A 17,054-nucleotide genomic window follows, 5' to 3' on the forward strand; every position below is an offset into this window, starting at 1 on the left:
GAGAGGCGCACCACCCATGCACGCCCCCGGGACCGCCCCCACCCCACCGGCCCCGCAGGACACCACCGAGGCACCCGCGGACGCCCCAGGACGCCACACCCGCCGCTTCGGCCTCCCCACCGCCACCGCCCTGGTCATGGGCAACATCATCGGCGGCGGCATCTTCCTGCTCCCGGCCTCGGTCGCCCCGTTCGGCACCGTCAGCCTGCTCGCCTTCGGCGTCCTCACCGTCGGCGCCATCGCGCTCGCCCTGGTCTTCGGCCGCCTCGCCGCCCGCGACCCGCGCACCGGCGGCCCCTACGTCTACGCCCGCGCCGCCTTCGGCGACTTCGCCGGCTTCCTCGCCGCCTGGGCGTACTGGATCACGACCTGGGTCTCCAACGCGGCCCTCGCCGTCGCCGCCGTCGGCTACCTGGACGTCCTGATCCCGGTGAACGACCACCGCTGGAGCGCCTGCCTGGCCGCGCTCACCCTCCAGTGGCTGCCGGCGCTGGCCAACTTCGCGGGCACCCGCTACGTGGGCGCGGTCCAGCTGGTCTCCACGGTGCTGAAGTTCGCGCCGCTGCTCCTGGTGGCCGTCGGCGGCCTGTTCTTCTTCGACGCCGGCAATCTGGGCCCCTTCCACACCGGCGACGGCTCGACCGTCGGCGCGGTGTCGGCCTCCGCCGCCATCCTGCTCTTCTCCTACCTCGGCGTGGAGTCCGCCGCGGTCAGCGCCGGCGAGGTCAAGAACCCCCGCCGCACCGTCGGACGCGCCACGGTCATCGGCACGGCGGGCGCCGCCCTGGTCTACCTCCTGGGCACCCTCTCCGTCTTCGGAACCGTCGCCCACGACCGCCTGGTCACCTCCACGGCCCCCTTCTCCGACGCGGTGAACGCCATGTTCGGCGGCACCTGGGGCGGCTGGGCGGTGGCGCTGGCCGCCCTGGTCTCGATGACCGGCTGCCTCAACGGCTGGACCCTGCTCAGCGCCCAGACCCCGTACGCGGCGGCGAAGGACGGCCTGTTCCCCGCCTTCTTCGCCCGCAGGCGCCGGGGTGTCCCCACCTCCGGGGTGGCGGTGACGGTGGTCCTGGCCTCCCTGCTCACCGTCTACAACTACACGGCCGGCTCGGCGAAGGTCTTCGAGGTCCTCGTCCTGGTCACCACCTTCACCGCCACCGTTCCCTACCTCCTGGCCACCGCCGCCCAGCTCCACCATCTGGCGTCCGGACGGGAGGTGAACCGCCCCCGCCTGATCCGTGACGCCGTGATCGCCTCCGTGGCGGCGGCCTTCTCGCTCTGGCTGGTGGCGGGTGCGGGGTACGCGGCGGTCTACCAGGGCGTGCTGTTCCTCTTCGCGGGCGTGCTGGTGTACGCGGTCATGACGGCGCGGCGCCGGCGCTGAACTCCGCCCAGCGGGGCACGGATAAGTGTGATCGTATGAGGCGGTGGACTCCCGTTGAGGGAGCCCACCGCCCCCGGCGCAACAGATCCGAAAGGAACCCCGTGGCCACCACGCGCTCCGCACACACCGTCTGGGAAGGCAACCTGCTCGAGGGCAGCGGTGTCGTCGCCTTCGACTCGTCCGGGATCGGCGAGCAGCCGGTGTCGTGGCCCTCGCGGGCCGAGCAGGCGAACGGGAAGACCAGCCCCGAGGAGCTGATCGCCGCCGCCCACTCCAGCTGCTTCGCGATGGCGCTGTCGCACGGCCTGGCCGGCGCGGGCACCCCGCCCACCCGGCTCACCACCTCCGCCGACGTCACCTTCCAGCCCGGCGAGGGCATCACCGGCATCCACCTCACGGTCGAGGGCACCGTCCCCGGCCTGGACGACGACGGCTTCCGCGCCGCCGCGAACGACGCCAAGCAGAACTGCCCCGTCAGCCAGGCCCTCAAGGGCACGACGATCACCCTCGACGCGAAGCTCGCCTGAGCGGCTGCCCGGAGGCCGGCGTACCGCTCACCGGCCTCCGGCCCGGCTCAGGGCGCCGAGGAGATGGTCCAGGTCGTGCGGCATCAGGGCGACGAGGACCCCGCCCTCGGCAGAACCGCACTCCACGATCCGCGCCTGGGGATTGATCCGCACGCCCTCGCGCAGGGACGGGCGGCGCAGGCCGACCTGATGGAGCCAGCGCGGCCCAGCACTGCCCTGGCCCCGCCGTCACATCCCCGCCCGCTCCCACCCCCGCCGGTCCGGGCGCGGTCCGAGCTGGTGGGGGTCGCGGGAGCGGTAGACCACGTACGGGCGGACCAGGTACGGCAAGGGGGCGCTGAACATGTGGACGAGGCGGGTGTACGGGACCATCGCGATCAGGAGCATGCCGACCACCGCGTGGATCTGGTAGAGGGTCGGGACGCCGACCATCAGCTCCGTCTTCGGCTGGAGGGTGAACAGGCTGCGGGCCCAGGGGCCGATGGTCGTGCGGTAGTTGTAGCCCTCGCCCGAGGAGTGGGACAGCTTGGCCACCATGCCCAGGATGATGGCGGCCAGCAGGAACAGGTACATGGTCTTGTCGTTGGCCGTCGTCGCCTTGAAGACCGGGGCCTTGGTGCGGCGGCGGTAGACCAGGAGCGCGATGCCGGCGACGGTGAGGATGCCCGCGCCGGTGCCGCCGATGAGCGAGAAGAGGTGGTACGCGCGCTCGTTCACGCCGACCGCGTTGGTCCAGGACTCCGGGACGAAGATGCCGATCAGGTGGCCGACGAGGACGAACAGGATGCCGTAGTGGAAGACCGGCGAGGCGATGTTCAGCAACTTCGACTCGTAGACCTGCGAGGAGCGCGTCGTCCAGCCGAAGCGGTCGTAGCGGCGGCGCCACACCAGGCCGGCGATCAGCAGCACGAAGGCGGCGTAGGGGAGGACGGCCCAGAGGAAGGTGGTCATGTACGGGCTCCAGCGGGGGCGGGCGGCAGGGTGGCGCACACCGCGTCGAGCACGCACGCGTAGGGCGTGCCGGCGGCGGTGAGCCGGGAGCGGAGCTGGTCCAGGGCGTCGCGGTGCTCGGTGAGCATGCCGATGTCCCCGGTGCGGGAGGCGAATTCCAGCACCGCCGGCAGGAAGTCCGGCAGCTCCTCGCCGGTCAGCTCCAGGCCGTGCGCGCGGTAGTGCTCCTTGAAGCGGACCAGCGACATGCCGCGCCGCCGGGTGTCGCCGTCCGTCCACCAGCTCAGGTAGAGGCTGTGGCGGTTCTTGAAGTCGAAGACCTGCACGTAGTGGGACTGGAGGTCGGTGTCCGACGTCGCCGTCGCGTGGTCGGTGAACTCCCGCAGCTGCGGGGCCGCCTCGCGAAGGAGCGGCAGGCGGGCCCGGAAGTCCTCGTCCGGGTAGGTCAGGCAGAGCGCCGCCGCCTGGTACAGCACCTCGAAGCCGGCCATCACGCCTCCCTCTCGTCGTCCGCGGTCTGCCGCCGGCGCAGGATGTGGAAGTTCTCCACCGGCACCAGCGGCAGCCGCTTGCGCCCCGAGTCCAGGCCGAACGGCCCGTCCCCGCCCATGCCCGGCCCGCCGTCGACGTCGAGGCTGCACGTGTCCGGCAGCGCCGACGCCTCAAGTCGGTGCGCGTCGCCGACGGCCGCCGTCGGAATCACGTACCGCTCCTCGTACTTGGCGATGGCCAACAGGCGGTACATGTCCTCGATCTCCTGGGCCGGCATCCCGACCCCCGCCGCGACCGCCGGATCCGGGTCCTCGCCGAGGTTCAGGGCACGCATGTGCGCCCGCATCGCGGCCAGCTTCTCCAGGGAGGCGCGGACCGGGCCCACGTCGCCGGCGGTGAACAGCTCCGCCAGGTACTCCAGCGGGATGCGCAGCGTGTCGATCGCGCCGAAGAGATTCCCGGCGTCCTCGCCGTCGTGACCCGTCTCGGTCAGGGCGTCCACCACGGGGGAGAGCGGCGGGATGTACCAGACCATCGGCATCGTCCGGTACTCCGGGTGCAGCGGCAGCGCCACCTTGTACTTGCTCACCAGCGCGTGCACCGGCGAGCGCCGGGCCGCCTCCAGCCAGTCGTTCGGGATCCCCGCGGCCTCCGCGGCCCGGCGCACCTCGGGGTCCTCCGGGTCGAGGAAGAGCCCCAACTGGGCCTCGTACAGATCCCGTTCGTTCGGAGTCTCGGCCGCCGCCGTCACCTTGTCCGCGTCGTAGAGGACCACGCCGAGGTAGCGCAGCCGGCCCACGCACGTCTCCGAACAGACCGTCGGCTGGCCGACCTCGATGCGCGGGTAGCAGAAGGTGCACTTCTCGGCCTTGCCGGTGCGGTGGTTGAAGTACACCTTCTTGTACGGGCACCCCGTCACGCACATCCGCCAGCCCCGGCAGCGGTCCTGGTCGACCAGGACGATGCCGTCCTCCGCCCGCTTGTACATCGCCCCCGACGGACAGGCGGCCACGCACGACGGGTTGAGGCAGTGCTCGCAGATCCGGGGGAGGTAGAACATGAAGGTCTCTTCGTAGGCGAACTTCACCTTCTCGGAGGTCTCCTGGCGGACCTTCGCCACCATCGGGTCCAGGTCGCCGTAGGCGGGCGCGCCGCCGAGGTTGTCGTCCCAGTTGGAGGACCACCCGATCTTCATCGGCTTGCCGTCGAGCTGCGAGACGGGCCGGGCGACCGGGAAGTCGTCACCGAGCGGGGCGTCGATGAGGTTCTTGTAGTCGTACGTCCAGGGCTCGTAGTAGTCCTTGATCTCCGGGAGCTTGGGGTTGGAGAACAGGCCCGCCAGTTTCTTCAGCCGGCCGCCGGACTTCAGGCGCAGCGCGCCGCGCCGGTTCAGCTCCCAGCCGCCCTGCCAGCGCTCCTGGTCCTCGTAGCGGCGCGGGTAGCCCTGCCCGGGGCGGGTCTCGACGTTGTTGAACCAGACGTACTCCATGCCCCGGCGGTTGGTCCACGCCTGCTTGCAGGTGACCGAGCAGGTGTGGCAGCCGATGCACTTGTCGAGGTTCATCACCATGGCGATCTGGGCCATCGGGCGCATCAGTACTCGACCTCCTGGCTGCGGCGGCGGATGACCGTCACCTCGTCGCGTTGATTGCCCGTCGGGCCCAGGTAGTTGAAGGCCCACGACAGCTGGGCGTAGCCGCCGATCAGGTGGGTGGGCTTGAGGATCAGCCGGGTCAGGGAGTTGTGGATGCCGCCGCGCCGGCCGGTCGTCTCCGCCAGCGGCGTGTTGACCGTGCGCTCCTGGGCGTGGTGCATGTACACCGTGCCGGGCGGCATGCGGTGCGAGACGATCGCGCGGGCCACCACCACGCCGTTGCGGTTGACCGCCTCGATCCAGTCGTCGTCGGCCACCCCGATGGCGTCCGCGTCCTGCGGCGCCATCCAGATGCCCTGGCCGCCCCGGGACAGTGACAGCATGAACAGGTTGTCCTGGTACTCGGAGTGGATCGACCACTTGTTGTGCGGGGTGAGGTAGCGGACCGTCACCTCGCGCTCGCCGTCCGGGCCGAGGCGCGGCTCGCCGAACAGGCGGTGCATGTCGAGCGGTGGGCGGTAGACCGGCAGCGCCTCGCCCAGCTCGTGCATCCAGTCGTGGTCGACGAAGAACTGCTGGCGCCCGGTGAGCGTGTGCCAGGGCTTCAGGTGCTCGGTGTTGAGCGTGAACGCCGTGTAGCGCCGCCCGCCCGCCTCGCTGCCCGACCACTCCGGCGAGGTGATCACCGGCACCGGCGCGGCCTGCGTGTCCGCGTACGTCACCCGCTTGCCCTCGTGCTCGGCGGCCAGGTGCGCCATCTCCTGGCCCGTCTTGGCCTCCAGGGTGTGGAAACCCTGCACGGCCAGGCGGCCGTTGGTGGTGCCGGACAGCCGCAGGATGGTGTTGGCCGCCTTCACCGCCGTGTCCAGCGAGGGGCGTCCGTCGGCGGGGCCGCCGCGCACCGGGCCGTTCAGCTCGCGCAGCCGCTCCACCTCGTCGTCCGGCTTCAGCGTGATGCCCTTGGCGGGCAGGCCCTTGGCCTCCACCAGCGGGCCCAGCGCGGCGAACTTCGCGCCGATGGCGGTGTAGTCCCGCTCCACCACGACGAGGTTCGGCATGGTCCGGCCCGGTTCCGGCTCGCACTCGCCGCGCCGCCAGTCCCGTACCACCCCGCCCGGCTGGGCGATCTCGCCCGGGGTGTCGTGCTGGAGCGGGGCCGCCACCAGGTCCTTGCGCACCCCGAGATGGCCCACGGCCAGCTCGCTCAGCTTCTCCGCGAGGGCCTTGAAGGTGTCGAAGTCGGTGCGTGCCTGCCAGGGCGGGTCCACCGCCGGGGTGAAGGCGTGCACGTAGGGGTGCATGTCCGTGCTGGACAGGTCGTGCTTCTCGTACCAGGTGGCGGCCGGCAGCACCACGTCGGAGAGCAGGGTGGAGGAGGTGTGCCGGAAGTCCAGCGACAGCAGCAGGTCGAGCTTGCCCTCCGGGGCCTCCTCCCGCCAGACCACGTCCCGGGGCCGCTCGCCGGGCGCCGCCTCCTCGGCGCGCAGCGAGGAGTGCGTGCCGAGGAGGTGCTTGGTGAAGTACTCGGCGCCCTTCGCCGAGGAGCCGAGCAGGTTGGCCCGCCACAGCGTCACGATGCGCGGCCAGTTCTCCGGCGCGTCCGGGTCCTCGCAGGCGAACTTCAGCGTGCCCGCGCGCAGTTCGGCCACCGCCTTGGCGACCGGGTCGCCGAACGCCTCACCCAGCTCCAGGGGGTTGCGGTCGAAGGTCGGGTACGACGGCATCCAGCCGGTGCGCGCGGAGAGCGCCAGGCAGTCCGCGCCGGTCATGCCCTCCAGGCGGCCCTCACCGAGCGGGGAGGCCAGCACGTCGGCGCCGAAGCGGTCGTAGCGCCACTGGTCGGTGTGGAGGAACCAGTACGCCGTGCCGATCATCTGGCGCGGCGGGCGCGACCAGTCCGAGGCGGCGGCCAGCGTCTGCCAGCCGGTGACCGGGCGGCACTTCTCCTGGCCCACGTAGTGCGCCCAGCCGCCGCCGTTGCGGCCCTGGCAGCCGGTGAGCTGGAGCAGGGCGAGGAAGGCGCGGTAGATCGTCTCGGAGTGGAACCAGTGGTTGGTGCCGGCGCCCATGAGGATCATGCAGCGGCCCTTGGACCGCTCGGCGGTGCGCGCGAACTCGCGGGCCACCCGTACGCAGGCCGCCGTCGGCACCGAGGTGTGCGTCTCCTGCCACGCCGGGGTGCCCGGCGCCTCGGCGTCCTCGTACGAGGAGGGCCAGTCACCCGGCAGCCCCGGCCGGGCCACGCCGTACTGGGCGAGCAGCAGGTCGAACACCGTCGTCACCAGCGGGCCGTCCGGGCCGCCGAGCCGCGTCGCCGGCACGCCCCGGCGGACCACCTCGCCCCGGCCCTGCCCGTGCTCCCCGCCCTCGGTGTCGAAGCGGGGCAGCAGCACCTCCACGCCGCTCGCCGCATCGAGGCCGTGCAGGCCGAGGCGGGGGCGCACCTCGCCGAGATCGAGGTTCCAGGCGCCCTGGTCGGCCTCGTTCCAGCGGAAGCCCAGGGAGCCGTTCGGGACGACGACGCGGCCGGTCGCCTCGTCCAGGACCACCGTCTTCCACTGGGCGTCCTCGCCTCCCTGCCCGAGGTCGGCGGCGCGCACGAACTTGGACGGGACCAGCGCCCCGTCCCGCTCCGTCAGCGTCACCAGGAACGGCAGGTCGGTGAAGCGGCGCACATAGTCCGCGAAGAACGGCGTCTCGCGGTCGACGAAGAACTCCTTGAGCACCACGTGGCCCATCGCCAGGGCCAGCGCCCCGTCGGTGCCGGGGTGCGGGTGCAGCCACTGGTCGGCGAACTTGGCGTTGTCGGCGTAGTCAGGCGCGACCACCACGACCTTCTGGCCCCGGTAGCGGGCCTCCGCCATCCAGTGGGCGTCCGGGGTGCGGGTCACCGGGACGTTCGAACCCCACATGATCAGGTACGCCGCGTCCCACCAGTCGCCCGACTCCGGCACGTCCGTCTGGTCGCCGAAGACCTGCGGGGAGGCCACCGGCAGGTCGGCGTACCAGTCGTAGAACGACAGCATCGGGGCGCCGATGAGGGAGTGGAAGCGGGCCCCGGAGGCGTGCGAGACCATCGACATCGCCGGGATGGGCGAGAAGCCGGCGATCCGGTCGGGGCCCTGGGTCCTGATGGTGTGCACATGGGCGGCGGCGACCATCTCCACCGCCTCGTCCCAGTTCGCCCGCACCAGGCCTCCCTTGCCGCGCGCCCGCTGGTAGCGCCGCCGGCGCTCCGGGTCGGCCTGGAGGTCGGCCCAGGCGAGCACCGGGTCCTTCAGCCGCCGCTTGGCCTCCCGGTACATCTCCAGCAGGACCCCGCGCACGTACGGGTAGCGCACCCGGGTGGGGGAGTAGGTGTACCAGGAGAAGGCGGCGCCCCTGGGGCAGCCGCGCGGCTCGTACTCGGGCCGGTCCGGGCCCACCGACGGGTAGTCCGTCGCCTGGGTCTCCCAGGTGATGATCCCGTCCTTGACGTACACCTGCCAGCGGCAGGAGCCGGTGCAGTTCACGCCGTGCGTGGAGGTGACCGTCTTGTCGTGGCTCCAGCGGTCCCGGTAGAACGCGTCCGACTCCCGGCCGCCGACCAGCCCGATGCTGTGCAGGTCGGGCGCCGCGGTGCCGGGCCGGAAGAACCGGCCGGCGCGGAGCAGCGCCGCGCCCGGTTCGGTGGGCGGTGTCCGGGTGTCGGTCACGTACGCGCTCCCTCGCTCGCCCCTCGGGCCGTCCTTGACGAACCTAGGGGCGAGCGAGGGAGCGCACCCGTCCGCGGCGCCCGTACGGGTCAGGGTTCCGCCAGGCGGGGAACCCCGCTCGCTCAGAGCTTGCGCGCCACCCCGGCGTACACCGGCACGATGCCCTCTGCCTGCACCGCCACGTCCTCCGGGTCCGGGCGCCAGCCGGTCACCGGGATGACGCCGGGGCCCAGCAGTTCCAGGCCGTCGAAGAAGCGGGCGAACTCGGGCAGCGAGCGCGGGTGGAACGGCGTGCCGCCACGGGCGAACAGGGCGGCCGCCTTGCCGACCGCCTCCGGGTTCAGATCGGGCGTGACCTGGGAGAGGATCAGGAAGCTGCCGGGGGCGAGGGCGGCGACGTAGCGCCCCAGCAGGCCGTGCACGTCGTCGCCGTCCTTCGCGTCGCCCAGGTAGTGGGTCAGGGCCACCAGGGACAGCGAGACGGGCCGGGAGAAGTCCAGCGACTCGCCGGCCAGGCGCAGGATCGTGTCCGGGTCCCGGACGTCGGCGTGCACATAGTCGGTGCCGCCCTCCGCCGTGCCGTTCAGCAGCGCCTCCGCGTGCCGCAGCACGATCGGGTCGTTGTCGGCGTACACCACCCGCGCCTCGGCGGCGACGGACTGCGCGACCTGGTGCAGGTTGGGCTCGGTCGGGATGCCGGTGCCGACGTCCAGGAACTGGCGGACGCCCGCCTCGGCGACGGTGCGGACCGCCCGCTGCATGAACCGGCGGTTGGCGCGGGCCCCGCGCACCGCGGTGTCGTCCACGGCGAGGATCCTGCGGGCCAGCTCCTCGTCGACCGGGTAGTTGTCCTTGCCGCCCAGCCACCAGTCGTAGACCCTGGCCGGATGCGGGCGGCTGGTGTCGACGGGCGGGTGCGCGGCGTCGGGTGCGGTCATGCGGGGTCGTCTCCTCGGGCTCGGGTGGGCGGTGGTCAGCCGGTGTGACCGGGGCCTGGGCGTGGGGGGGGGGAGAACGGGGCGTCGAACGATCGTCAGTAGAACTCGCGGTACTCCCGCAGGACCTTCTCGGTGCGCTGCGTCGACGCGGCCAGCGCTGTCATGTGGTCAAGGACCTCCAGGTGCGCGGAGACCTCCGCCCGGGAGTCCAGGTACAGGGCGCCGGTGAGGTACTCGGTGAACACCATGTCCGGCAGCTCCGGCTCGGCGAACCGGAACAGCGTGAAGGGCGCGTACGTCCCCGGGTGCGGGCCGTCCGCGAACTCGGCGACCTGGAGGGTCACCCCGTCCCGGGCGGCGATCTCCAGGAGCTTGTCGAGCTGGTCGCGCATCACCCGGCCGTCGATGCTCACCGGGCGGCGCAGCACCGTCTCGTCCATCACCACCCACAGGTGCGGCCGGTCCGGGCGGTCGAGCAGCCGCTGCCGCTCCATGCGCAGGGACACGTGCCGCTCCACCGACTCCCGGCCCGCGTTCCCTATCGTCCCGGCCTCCAGGACCGCCCGCGCGTACTCCTCCGTCTGGAACAGGCCCGGCACGAAGTGCGGCTCGTAGGAGCGGATCACCCGTGCGGCGCCCTCCAGGCTGACGTACAGGCTGAACCAGTCGGGCAGCACGTCGTGGTACCGCTGCCACCAGCCGGGCTGGTTCGCCTCCTCGGCCAGCGCGATGAACGACGCCACCTCGGGGTCGGGCACGCCGTACGCCGTCAGCAGGATCTGCACGTACGGGATCTTCAGCGCGACCTCGGCCATCTCCATGCGCCGCACGGTCGCGGGGGCCACGCGGAGCACCTTGGCGGCCTCCTCGCGCCTGAGGCCCGCCGTCTCCCGCAGTTCCTGAAGCCGTCTGCCGAGGACCACCTGGCCCACGGTGGGTGCGGCCCGCCGCTCACTCACGCCACGCCTCCCCAACGGGCCCGTCTTTGCCCGCAGTCTGCCATGTCACCCCGCCTGTCCCACAAGGGGCGTCAGGGCAGCAGTGCGTGAAGGTGGTCGACCGTCGCCCGGTCGGCCGGGAGCAGGGTCTCGATGGCGAGTTCCGCGACGGTCACGTCCATCGGGGTGTTGAAGGTGGCGATGGACGAGATGAACGACAGCACGCGGCCCTCGTGCTCGATCTGCAGGGGCAGCGCGAAGTACGGCACCGGCTCGGCGGGTTCGACGGCGCGCGCGCCGGCCGGCACCGGGTACGCCTCGACCTCCTCGTACAACTCCCGCAGCGCCGGCGAGCGGTGCAGGGCGATCTCGCGGCGCATCTGCTCCAGCAGGTGCCCGCGCCACTCGGGCAGGTTGCGGATGCGCGGCGCCAGGCCCTCCGGGTGCAGGGTGAGCCGCATGGCGTTGACCGGCGGGGTGAGCAGGTGCTCGGGGAGGCCGTCCAGGAGCATCGTGATGCCCCGGTTGGCGGCGAGCACCCCGTACGTGGCGTCCACCACCAGCGCCGGATACGGCTCGTAGCCCCGGATCAGCCGCTCCATGCCCTCGCGCAGCGCGTCCAGGGCCGGGTCGTCCAGCGGGGTCTCCGGGTAGCGCGGGGCGTAACCGGCCGCGAGCAGCAGGGCGTTGCGCTCGCGGACGGGCACCTCCAGGTGCTCGGCGAGGCGCAGCACCATCTCCTCGCTGGGCCGGGAGCGGCCCGTCTCGACGAAGCTGATGTGCCGGGCGGAGGAGTCCGCCCGCAGCGCCAGCTCCAACTGGCTGACCCGGCGCCGCTCCCGCCAGGCCCGCAGCAGCGGACCGACGCCCTGGGCGGCGGGGGCGGTGCCGGACGCGAGAACGGTCATGGCAGGGAACCGTAGCCGACGCCACCGACATGGCAGGCTGAGGGCGGGCGGAGAGGCCGCCCGCCCCCACGCCGAGGAGCACCGTCATGCCCGTCGCACCGCTGTCGCAGCAGGAGATCGAGGACCGGCTGGCCGAGCTGCCGGGCTGGGCCCTCGACGGCGACCGCCTCACCCGCGCCTACCGGCTCGCCTCCCACCCGGCGGCGGCGGCCATGGTCGTCCACGTCGCGCAGGTGCAGGAGGAACTGGACCACCACTCCGACCTGACCCTGGGCTACGACACGGTGTCCCTCGCCGTCCACACGCACAGCGCGGGCGGCGCCGTCACCGAGAAGGACTTCGAGCTCGCCCGCAGGGTGGAGGCCCTGGCCCCGGGCCACGGGGCACAATGAGCCGCATGCTCGACTACGACAAGGAAGCCGAGGCATACGACGCCCTGCGCGGCGGCGAACCCCGGGCCGCGGCGGCTGCGGACGCCGTCCTCGGCCTTGTGCCGCCCGGCGCCCGCACCCTGCTGGACGCCGCCTGCGGCACCGGCATCGTCACCCGGCGCCTCGCGGCCGGCCGGGACGGCCTGCGGGTCGCCGGCGCCGACCTCGCGCCCGAGATGGTCCGCCGCGCGGCACCCCGGCTACCCGGTGCCGTCGTACGGGCCGACAGCCGCCGACTGCCCTTCCGGGACGGGGTGTTCGACGCCGTCAGCACCGTGTGGCTGCTGCACCTCCTCGGCGGCGCCGAGGAACTGGCCGCCGTCGCCGCCGAGTGCGCGCGGGTGCTGCGGCCCGGCGGGGTGTGGGTCACCACCGTCGACAAGGGCGCCGCGCACAACGTCGGCAGTGACATCGACGCCGTGCTCGCGGCCCGCCCGCCGAGCCCCGTCGTGGACGCCTCGGGCGAGGTCGCCTCGCACGCCCGCGCCCATGGCCTGCGCCCCGCCGGCACCGCCCGCTTCACCGGCCACGGCCAGGGCCGCAGCCCGCGCAGCACCGTCGCCGACCTCCGCCGCGGCTGGTTCGTCACGCTGCCGCCGGGCGACCCGGGCGCCGACGGCTTCGCCGAGCGCCTCGCGGCCCTGCCGGACCAGGACCGGCCGCGCCCCGACCCGGTCTACACGCTGCGGGCCTTCGCGAAGGCGTGATCCCCGGGCCTTTTTCCCATTCGCCGACCGTCGGGAGATGATGCGTCGCACCACCACTTGAGTTCCGGGGGGAACCGTGAACCAGTACGCACCGCCACCCGCCATGCCGCCCACGCCGGGCTTCGGGCCGCCGATGCCGCCGCCCCCGCCACGCAGGAACCACACGGCGCTGATCGCCGCGGCTTCCGCCGTGGCGGCCGCGGCCGTCGCGGTGGCCGTCACCGTCGCCGTCACGCGCGACGGCAAGGACGAGGCGGCGCCCGCCCCGACCGTCACGGTCACCCAGACCGTGGGCGCCGACGAGCCCGTCGCCGACGAGGAGGACACCGAGCCCGCCCCCGAGGAGCCGGCCGACGACGGCATCCTCGCGCTGGACGAGACCCGCGCCTACGACGGCGGCGTCAGCGTCAGCCTCGCCGGCTTCAAGCGGGCCGTGTCGACCGACACCGCCATCCCGGAGAGTGCGCCCTACCTGCGCTTCACCGTCAAGCTCAAGAACGACGGCAAGAAGACGCTCGACGCCACCCTGCTCACCGTCAACTGCGCCTACGGCAAGGACGGGCGCCCCGGCGAGGCCGTCTTCGACAGCGCGGGCGGCCTGAGCGGCGGGCCGTCCACCAAGCTGCTCGCCGGCCGGTCGCTGAGCATCACCTGGGGCTGCGAGCTGCCCAAGGGCGAGAAGGTCGTGCAGATCGAGGTCGCCCCCGACTACGAGCTGGACGCCGCCGTCTTCACCGGCTCCGTGAAGTAGCCGCACATTGCGGGGGAGTTGACTTCGAGAGCGCTCCAAGTGATGGACTCCGGGTCCCAGCTCGACGAACGACTCAGGGGGACATCATGACCGACGCACCCGTCACACTCATCACCGGCGGCGGCAGCGGCATCGGCGCCGCCGTCGCCGAGCGGCTGCTCGGCAAGGGGCAGCGGGTGGCGGTCACCGGGCGCGGCGAGGCGCGGCTCGCCGCCTTCCGCGCCGGGCTGGGGGAGCCCGAGGGGCTGCTGACCCTGCCGGGCGACTCCGCCGACCACGAGCAGGTGCGGGCGGCCGTGGAGGCGACGCTCAAGGAGTTCGGGCGTCTCGACACGGTGATCGCCAACGCCGGGTCCGCCACCCACGACTCGGTCGCCGAGGGCGATCCGGCCGGGTGGTCCGAGATGGTGCTGACCAACGTGCTGGGCCCGGCCCTGCTGATCCGCGCCTCCATCGACGCGCTGAAGGAGACCCGCGGGCGGATCGTGCTGGTCGGCAGCGTCGCCGGGTTCGTCAACACCCCGGGCAACCTCTACGGCGCCACCAAGTTCGCGGTGACCGGCCTCGCGGAGAACACCCGGCGCCAGGTCACCGAGTGGGGCGTCGGCGTCACGCTGATCGCGCCCGGCCGGGTGGAGACCCCGTTCTGGGACGGCCTGGGCAGCCTGCCCCCGGGCCACCTGCTCACCGCCGACCAGATCGCCGCGTCGGTCGTCTGGGCGCTGGAGCAGCCGGCCGGCGTGGACATCAACACCGTGGTCGTCCGGCCGGTGGGCCAGCCCAACTGAGGCACGGCGAAGGGGCCCGGTCGCGGCGACCGGGCCCCTTCCAGCCCGAGCGGCGGCTCAGGCCATGTCGAACGTCGCCGGGTCCGGACCCGTGCGCCGGTCCTCGTTGAGGGCGGAGATCGCCGCGAGGTCCTCGTCGTCCAGGGAGAAGCCGAAGACGTCGATGTTCTCCTTGATCCGCGACGGCGTCACGGACTTCGGGATCACCACGTTGCCGAGCTGGATGTGCCAGCGCAGCACGACCTGCGCGGGGGTGCGCCCGTGCTTCTGGGCGATGGCGATGATCGCCGGGATCTCCAGGATGCCCTTGCCCGAGCCGAGCGGGGACCACGCCTCGGTGGCGATGCCCTGCTCCGCGTGGAACTCACGGGCGGCGTGCTGCTGGAGGTGCGGGTGCAGCTCGATCTGGTTGACCGCCGGGATGACCGACGTCTCGGAGATCAGCCGCTCCAGGTGCTCCGGCAGGAAGTTCGACACACCGATGGCCTTGATCCGGCCGTCGGCGTGCAGCTTCTCGAACGCCTTGTAGGTGTCGACGTAGCGGTCCTTCGACGGCAGCGGCCAGTGGATCAGGTACAGGTCCACGTAGTCCAGGCCGAGCTTGCCCACGGAGGTGTCGAAGGCGCGCAGGGCGGCGTCGTACCCCTGGTCCTTGTTCCAGAGCTTGGTGGTGACGAAGAGGTCCTCGCGGGCCACGCCGGAGGCGGCGATGGCCTTGCCGGTGCCCTCTTCGTTGCCGTAAGCGGCGGCCGTGTCGATGCTGCGGTATCCGGCCTCCAGGGCCGTCGCGACCGCGGTCTCGGCCTCGTCGTCCGGCACCTGCCAGACACCGAAGCCCAGCTGGGGCATCTCGACGCCGTTGTTCAGGATGATCGGGGGGACCTTGCTGCTCACGAGCTCTTGATCCTTCGTTTGTGGTCAGGTGGTACTCCCCATCGTCAACGATCACAGGACGGGGCGCATTCCTGACCGGCGGGACTCACGCTCTGTACAGTGCCTCGACCTCGCCGGTGTATGCCTTCTCGATGGCCCTGCGCTTGAGCTTGAGCGACGGGGTGAGCAGCCCGTGCTCCTCGGTGAAGGGCTGGGCGAGGATCCGGAAGGTCCGGATCGACTCCGCCTGGGAGACCAGCGTGTTCGCCGCGACCACCGCCCGCCGCACCTCCGTCTCCAGGTCGGCGTCGCGCACCAGCTCCGCCGGGCCGAGCCGGGGCTTGTTCCGCATGGTCAGCCAGTGCTCGACGGCCTCCTGGTCGACGGTGACCAGCGCGGCGACGTAGGGGCGGTCGTTGCCCACGACGATGCACTGGTGGACCAGCGGATGGTCGCGCACCCGCTCCTCCAGCAGGCCGGGCGCGACGCTCTTGCCGCCCGAGGTCACCAGGATCTCCTTCTTGCGCCCGGTGATGGTGAGGTAGCCGTCCTCGTCCAGCGTCCCGAGGTCGCCGGTGGCCAGCCAGCCGTCGTGCAGGGTCTCGTCGGTGGCCTTGGGGTTGTTCAGGTAGCCCCGGAAGACGTTGTCGCCGCGCAGCCAGATCTCGCCGTCGTCCGCGATGTGCACGGTGACGCCCGGCACCGGCCGGCCGACGGTGCCGAAGCGGGTCCGCTCGGGCGGGTTGGCGGTGGCCGCCGCGGTGGACTCGGTCAGCCCGTAGCCCTCGTAGATCTGCACGCCGGCGCCTGCGAAGAACAGCCCGAGGCGGCGGTCCATCCCCGAGCCGCCCGACATGGCGTTGCGGATCCGGCCGCCCATCGCCTCACGGACCTTGGCGTAGACGAGCTTGTCGAAGAGCTGGTGCTGCATCCGCAGGCCCGCCGAGGGTCCCGGTCCGATGCCCCACGCCTTCGCCTCCACCGCCTCCGCGTAGCGGACCGCCACGTCGACGGCCTTCTCGAAGGGCCCGGATCTGCCCTCCTTCTCCGCCTTGCGCCGGGCCGCCCCGAACACCTTCTCGAAGATGTACGGCACGGCCAGGATGAAGGTCGGCCTGAAGGCGGCCAGGTCCGGCAGGAGCGCGGCGGCGTGCAGCTGCGGCTGGTGGCCGAGGCGGACCCGGCCGCGCACCGCCGCGACCTCCACCATCCGGCCGAAGACATGGGCGAGCGGCAGGAACAGCAGGGTGGCCGCCTCGTCGCCCCGCCGGGAGTGGAAGACCGGCTCCCAGCGGGCGATGACCGTGTCCGCCTCGTACATCAGGTTGCCGTGCGTGATGACGCAGCCCTTGGGGCGGCCGGTGGTGCCCGAGGTGTAGATGACGGTGGCGACCGCGTCCGGCGTGAGCGCCTCGCGATGCCGGTGCACCACCTGGTCGTCGAGGTGCGCGCCCGCGTCGTACAGCTCCTGCACCGCCCCCGAGTCCAGCTGCCACAGACCGCGCAGGTGCGGCAGCCGGTCGATGACGGTGGCGATCGTCATCGCGTGGTCCTCGTGCTCCACCACCGCCGCGGTGACCTCGGCGTCGTACAGCGTCCAGAAGCACTGCTCGGCCGAGGAGGTGGGGTAGATCGGCACCACCTGGGCGCCGATCGTCCACAGGGCGAAGTCGAAGAGCGTCCACTCGTAGCGGGTGCGGGACATGATCGCGACCCGGTCGCCGAACCGCACGCCCTGTGCGAGCAGGCCCTTCGCCAGGGCCAGCACCTCGTCGCGGAAGGCCGCCGCGGTCACGTCCTGCCAGTGCCCGGCGGCGTCCTTGCGGCCCAGGGCGATCCGCTCCGGGTCCTCGGCGGCGTACTCGAAGACGACGTCGGCAAGACCGCCCACGGGTGGTGCCGACGCCGTCGCAGGGTTGGTGAACTCGCGCAATCCCGCTCCCCGCTCCCCTCCCGGTTCCTGGTCGCCCCGCACGGCGCGGTGAAAGCTACCCCACCCGGGGCGGGGGCGGCGGGAGCGCCGGGACCGGGCGGCGGGGGCGTCCCCGCTGGTCAGCGGGGGGAAATGCGCTCA

General features: G+C 72.5%; 15 protein-coding genes. 6 read left to right on the top strand and 9 right to left on the bottom strand.

Features of this window, described 5'->3' with window-relative positions; translation table 11 throughout:
- The first annotated feature begins 16 nt into the window (after positions 1-16).
- Positions 17-1,387, top strand: a complete 1,371-nt coding sequence (locus ACGFZL_RS17700; RefSeq protein ID WP_355170315.1) for an amino acid permease — start codon at positions 17-19, stop codon at positions 1,385-1,387.
- A gap of 101 nt (positions 1,388-1,488) precedes the next feature.
- Complete coding sequence (locus ACGFZL_RS17705) at positions 1,489-1,914, top strand: OsmC family protein (protein WP_393692653.1); 426 nt, start codon at positions 1,489-1,491, stop codon at positions 1,912-1,914.
- Positions 1,915-2,142: 228 nt separating this feature from the next.
- Here ACGFZL_RS17705 and narI read toward each other — a convergent pair whose 3' ends face one another.
- The 7 genes from narI to ACGFZL_RS17740 form a co-directional block, all read right to left on the bottom strand.
- The gene (gene narI, locus ACGFZL_RS17710) at positions 2,143-2,865 is read right to left on the bottom strand and encodes a respiratory nitrate reductase subunit gamma (protein WP_393692655.1); all 723 of its coding nucleotides are present in this window, start codon (positions 2,863-2,865) and stop codon (positions 2,143-2,145) included.
- Entirely contained in the window at positions 2,862-3,356 is a 495-nt protein-coding gene (gene narJ / locus ACGFZL_RS17715; protein ID WP_393692657.1) for a nitrate reductase molybdenum cofactor assembly chaperone, read from the bottom strand. The genes narI and narJ overlap by 4 nt, the downstream gene beginning before the upstream one ends.
- Positions 3,356-4,951 carry a nitrate reductase subunit beta gene (narH, locus tag ACGFZL_RS17720; RefSeq protein ID WP_393692659.1) on the bottom strand — a complete coding sequence of 532 codons (1,596 nt, stop codon included), beginning with the start codon at positions 4,949-4,951 and terminating at the stop codon, positions 3,356-3,358. Before narH ends, narJ begins: the two co-directional genes overlap by 1 nt.
- Complete coding sequence (locus tag ACGFZL_RS17725) at positions 4,951-8,646, bottom strand: nitrate reductase subunit alpha (protein WP_393692661.1); 3,696 nt, start codon at positions 8,644-8,646, stop codon at positions 4,951-4,953. The genes narH and ACGFZL_RS17725 overlap by 1 nt, the downstream gene beginning before the upstream one ends.
- Positions 8,647-8,768: 122 nt before the next feature.
- On the bottom strand, positions 8,769-9,584 hold the full coding sequence (locus ACGFZL_RS17730) for an SAM-dependent methyltransferase (RefSeq protein WP_393692663.1): 816 nt from the start codon (positions 9,582-9,584) through the stop codon (positions 8,769-8,771).
- Between the two features lie 95 nt (positions 9,585-9,679).
- Positions 9,680-10,543, bottom strand: a complete 864-nt coding sequence (locus tag ACGFZL_RS17735; RefSeq protein ID WP_393692665.1) for a helix-turn-helix domain-containing protein — start codon at positions 10,541-10,543, stop codon at positions 9,680-9,682.
- A gap of 71 nt (positions 10,544-10,614) precedes the next feature.
- On the bottom strand, positions 10,615-11,430 hold the full coding sequence (locus ACGFZL_RS17740; RefSeq protein WP_393692667.1) for a helix-turn-helix domain-containing protein: 816 nt from the start codon (positions 11,428-11,430) through the stop codon (positions 10,615-10,617).
- 86 nt (positions 11,431-11,516) lie between these two features.
- Here ACGFZL_RS17740 and ACGFZL_RS17745 point away from each other — a divergent pair, with 86 nt between their 5' ends.
- The 4 genes from ACGFZL_RS17745 (at position 11,517) to ACGFZL_RS17760 (ending at position 14,107) form a co-directional block, all read left to right on the top strand.
- Positions 11,517-11,822: a 4a-hydroxytetrahydrobiopterin dehydratase gene (locus ACGFZL_RS17745; RefSeq protein WP_355170334.1), complete on the top strand. Its 306-nt coding sequence runs from the start codon at positions 11,517-11,519 to the stop codon at positions 11,820-11,822.
- 5 nt (positions 11,823-11,827) lie between these two features.
- Complete coding sequence (locus ACGFZL_RS17750; RefSeq protein WP_393692669.1) at positions 11,828-12,568, top strand: class I SAM-dependent methyltransferase; 741 nt, start codon at positions 11,828-11,830, stop codon at positions 12,566-12,568.
- Positions 12,569-12,644: 76 nt separating this feature from the next.
- Positions 12,645-13,319 carry a hypothetical protein gene (locus tag ACGFZL_RS17755; protein ID WP_393692671.1) on the top strand — a complete coding sequence of 225 codons (675 nt, stop codon included), beginning with the start codon at positions 12,645-12,647 and terminating at the stop codon, positions 13,317-13,319.
- Positions 13,320-13,405: 86 nt separating this feature from the next.
- Positions 13,406-14,107 (top strand): SDR family oxidoreductase, encoded by a 702-nt coding sequence (locus ACGFZL_RS17760; protein ID WP_393692673.1) that lies wholly within the window; start codon positions 13,406-13,408, stop codon positions 14,105-14,107.
- A gap of 57 nt (positions 14,108-14,164) precedes the next feature.
- Here the strand turns inward: ACGFZL_RS17760 and ACGFZL_RS17765 are convergent, their stop codons facing one another.
- Both ACGFZL_RS17765 and ACGFZL_RS17770 read right to left on the bottom strand, forming a co-directional pair.
- Positions 14,165-15,001, bottom strand: coding sequence for an aldo/keto reductase (locus tag ACGFZL_RS17765; protein ID WP_393692675.1), 837 nt, complete (start codon positions 14,999-15,001; stop codon positions 14,165-14,167).
- A gap of 85 nt (positions 15,002-15,086) precedes the next feature.
- Entirely contained in the window at positions 15,087-16,913 is a 1,827-nt protein-coding gene (locus ACGFZL_RS17770) for an AMP-dependent synthetase/ligase (protein ID WP_393692677.1), read from the bottom strand.
- Between the last annotated feature and the right edge of the window lie 141 nt (positions 16,914-17,054).

Origin of the sequence: Streptomyces sp. NPDC048182, assembly GCF_043202555.1 — a bacterium.
Taxonomy (GTDB): Bacteria; Actinomycetota; Actinomycetes; order Streptomycetales; family Streptomycetaceae; genus Streptomyces.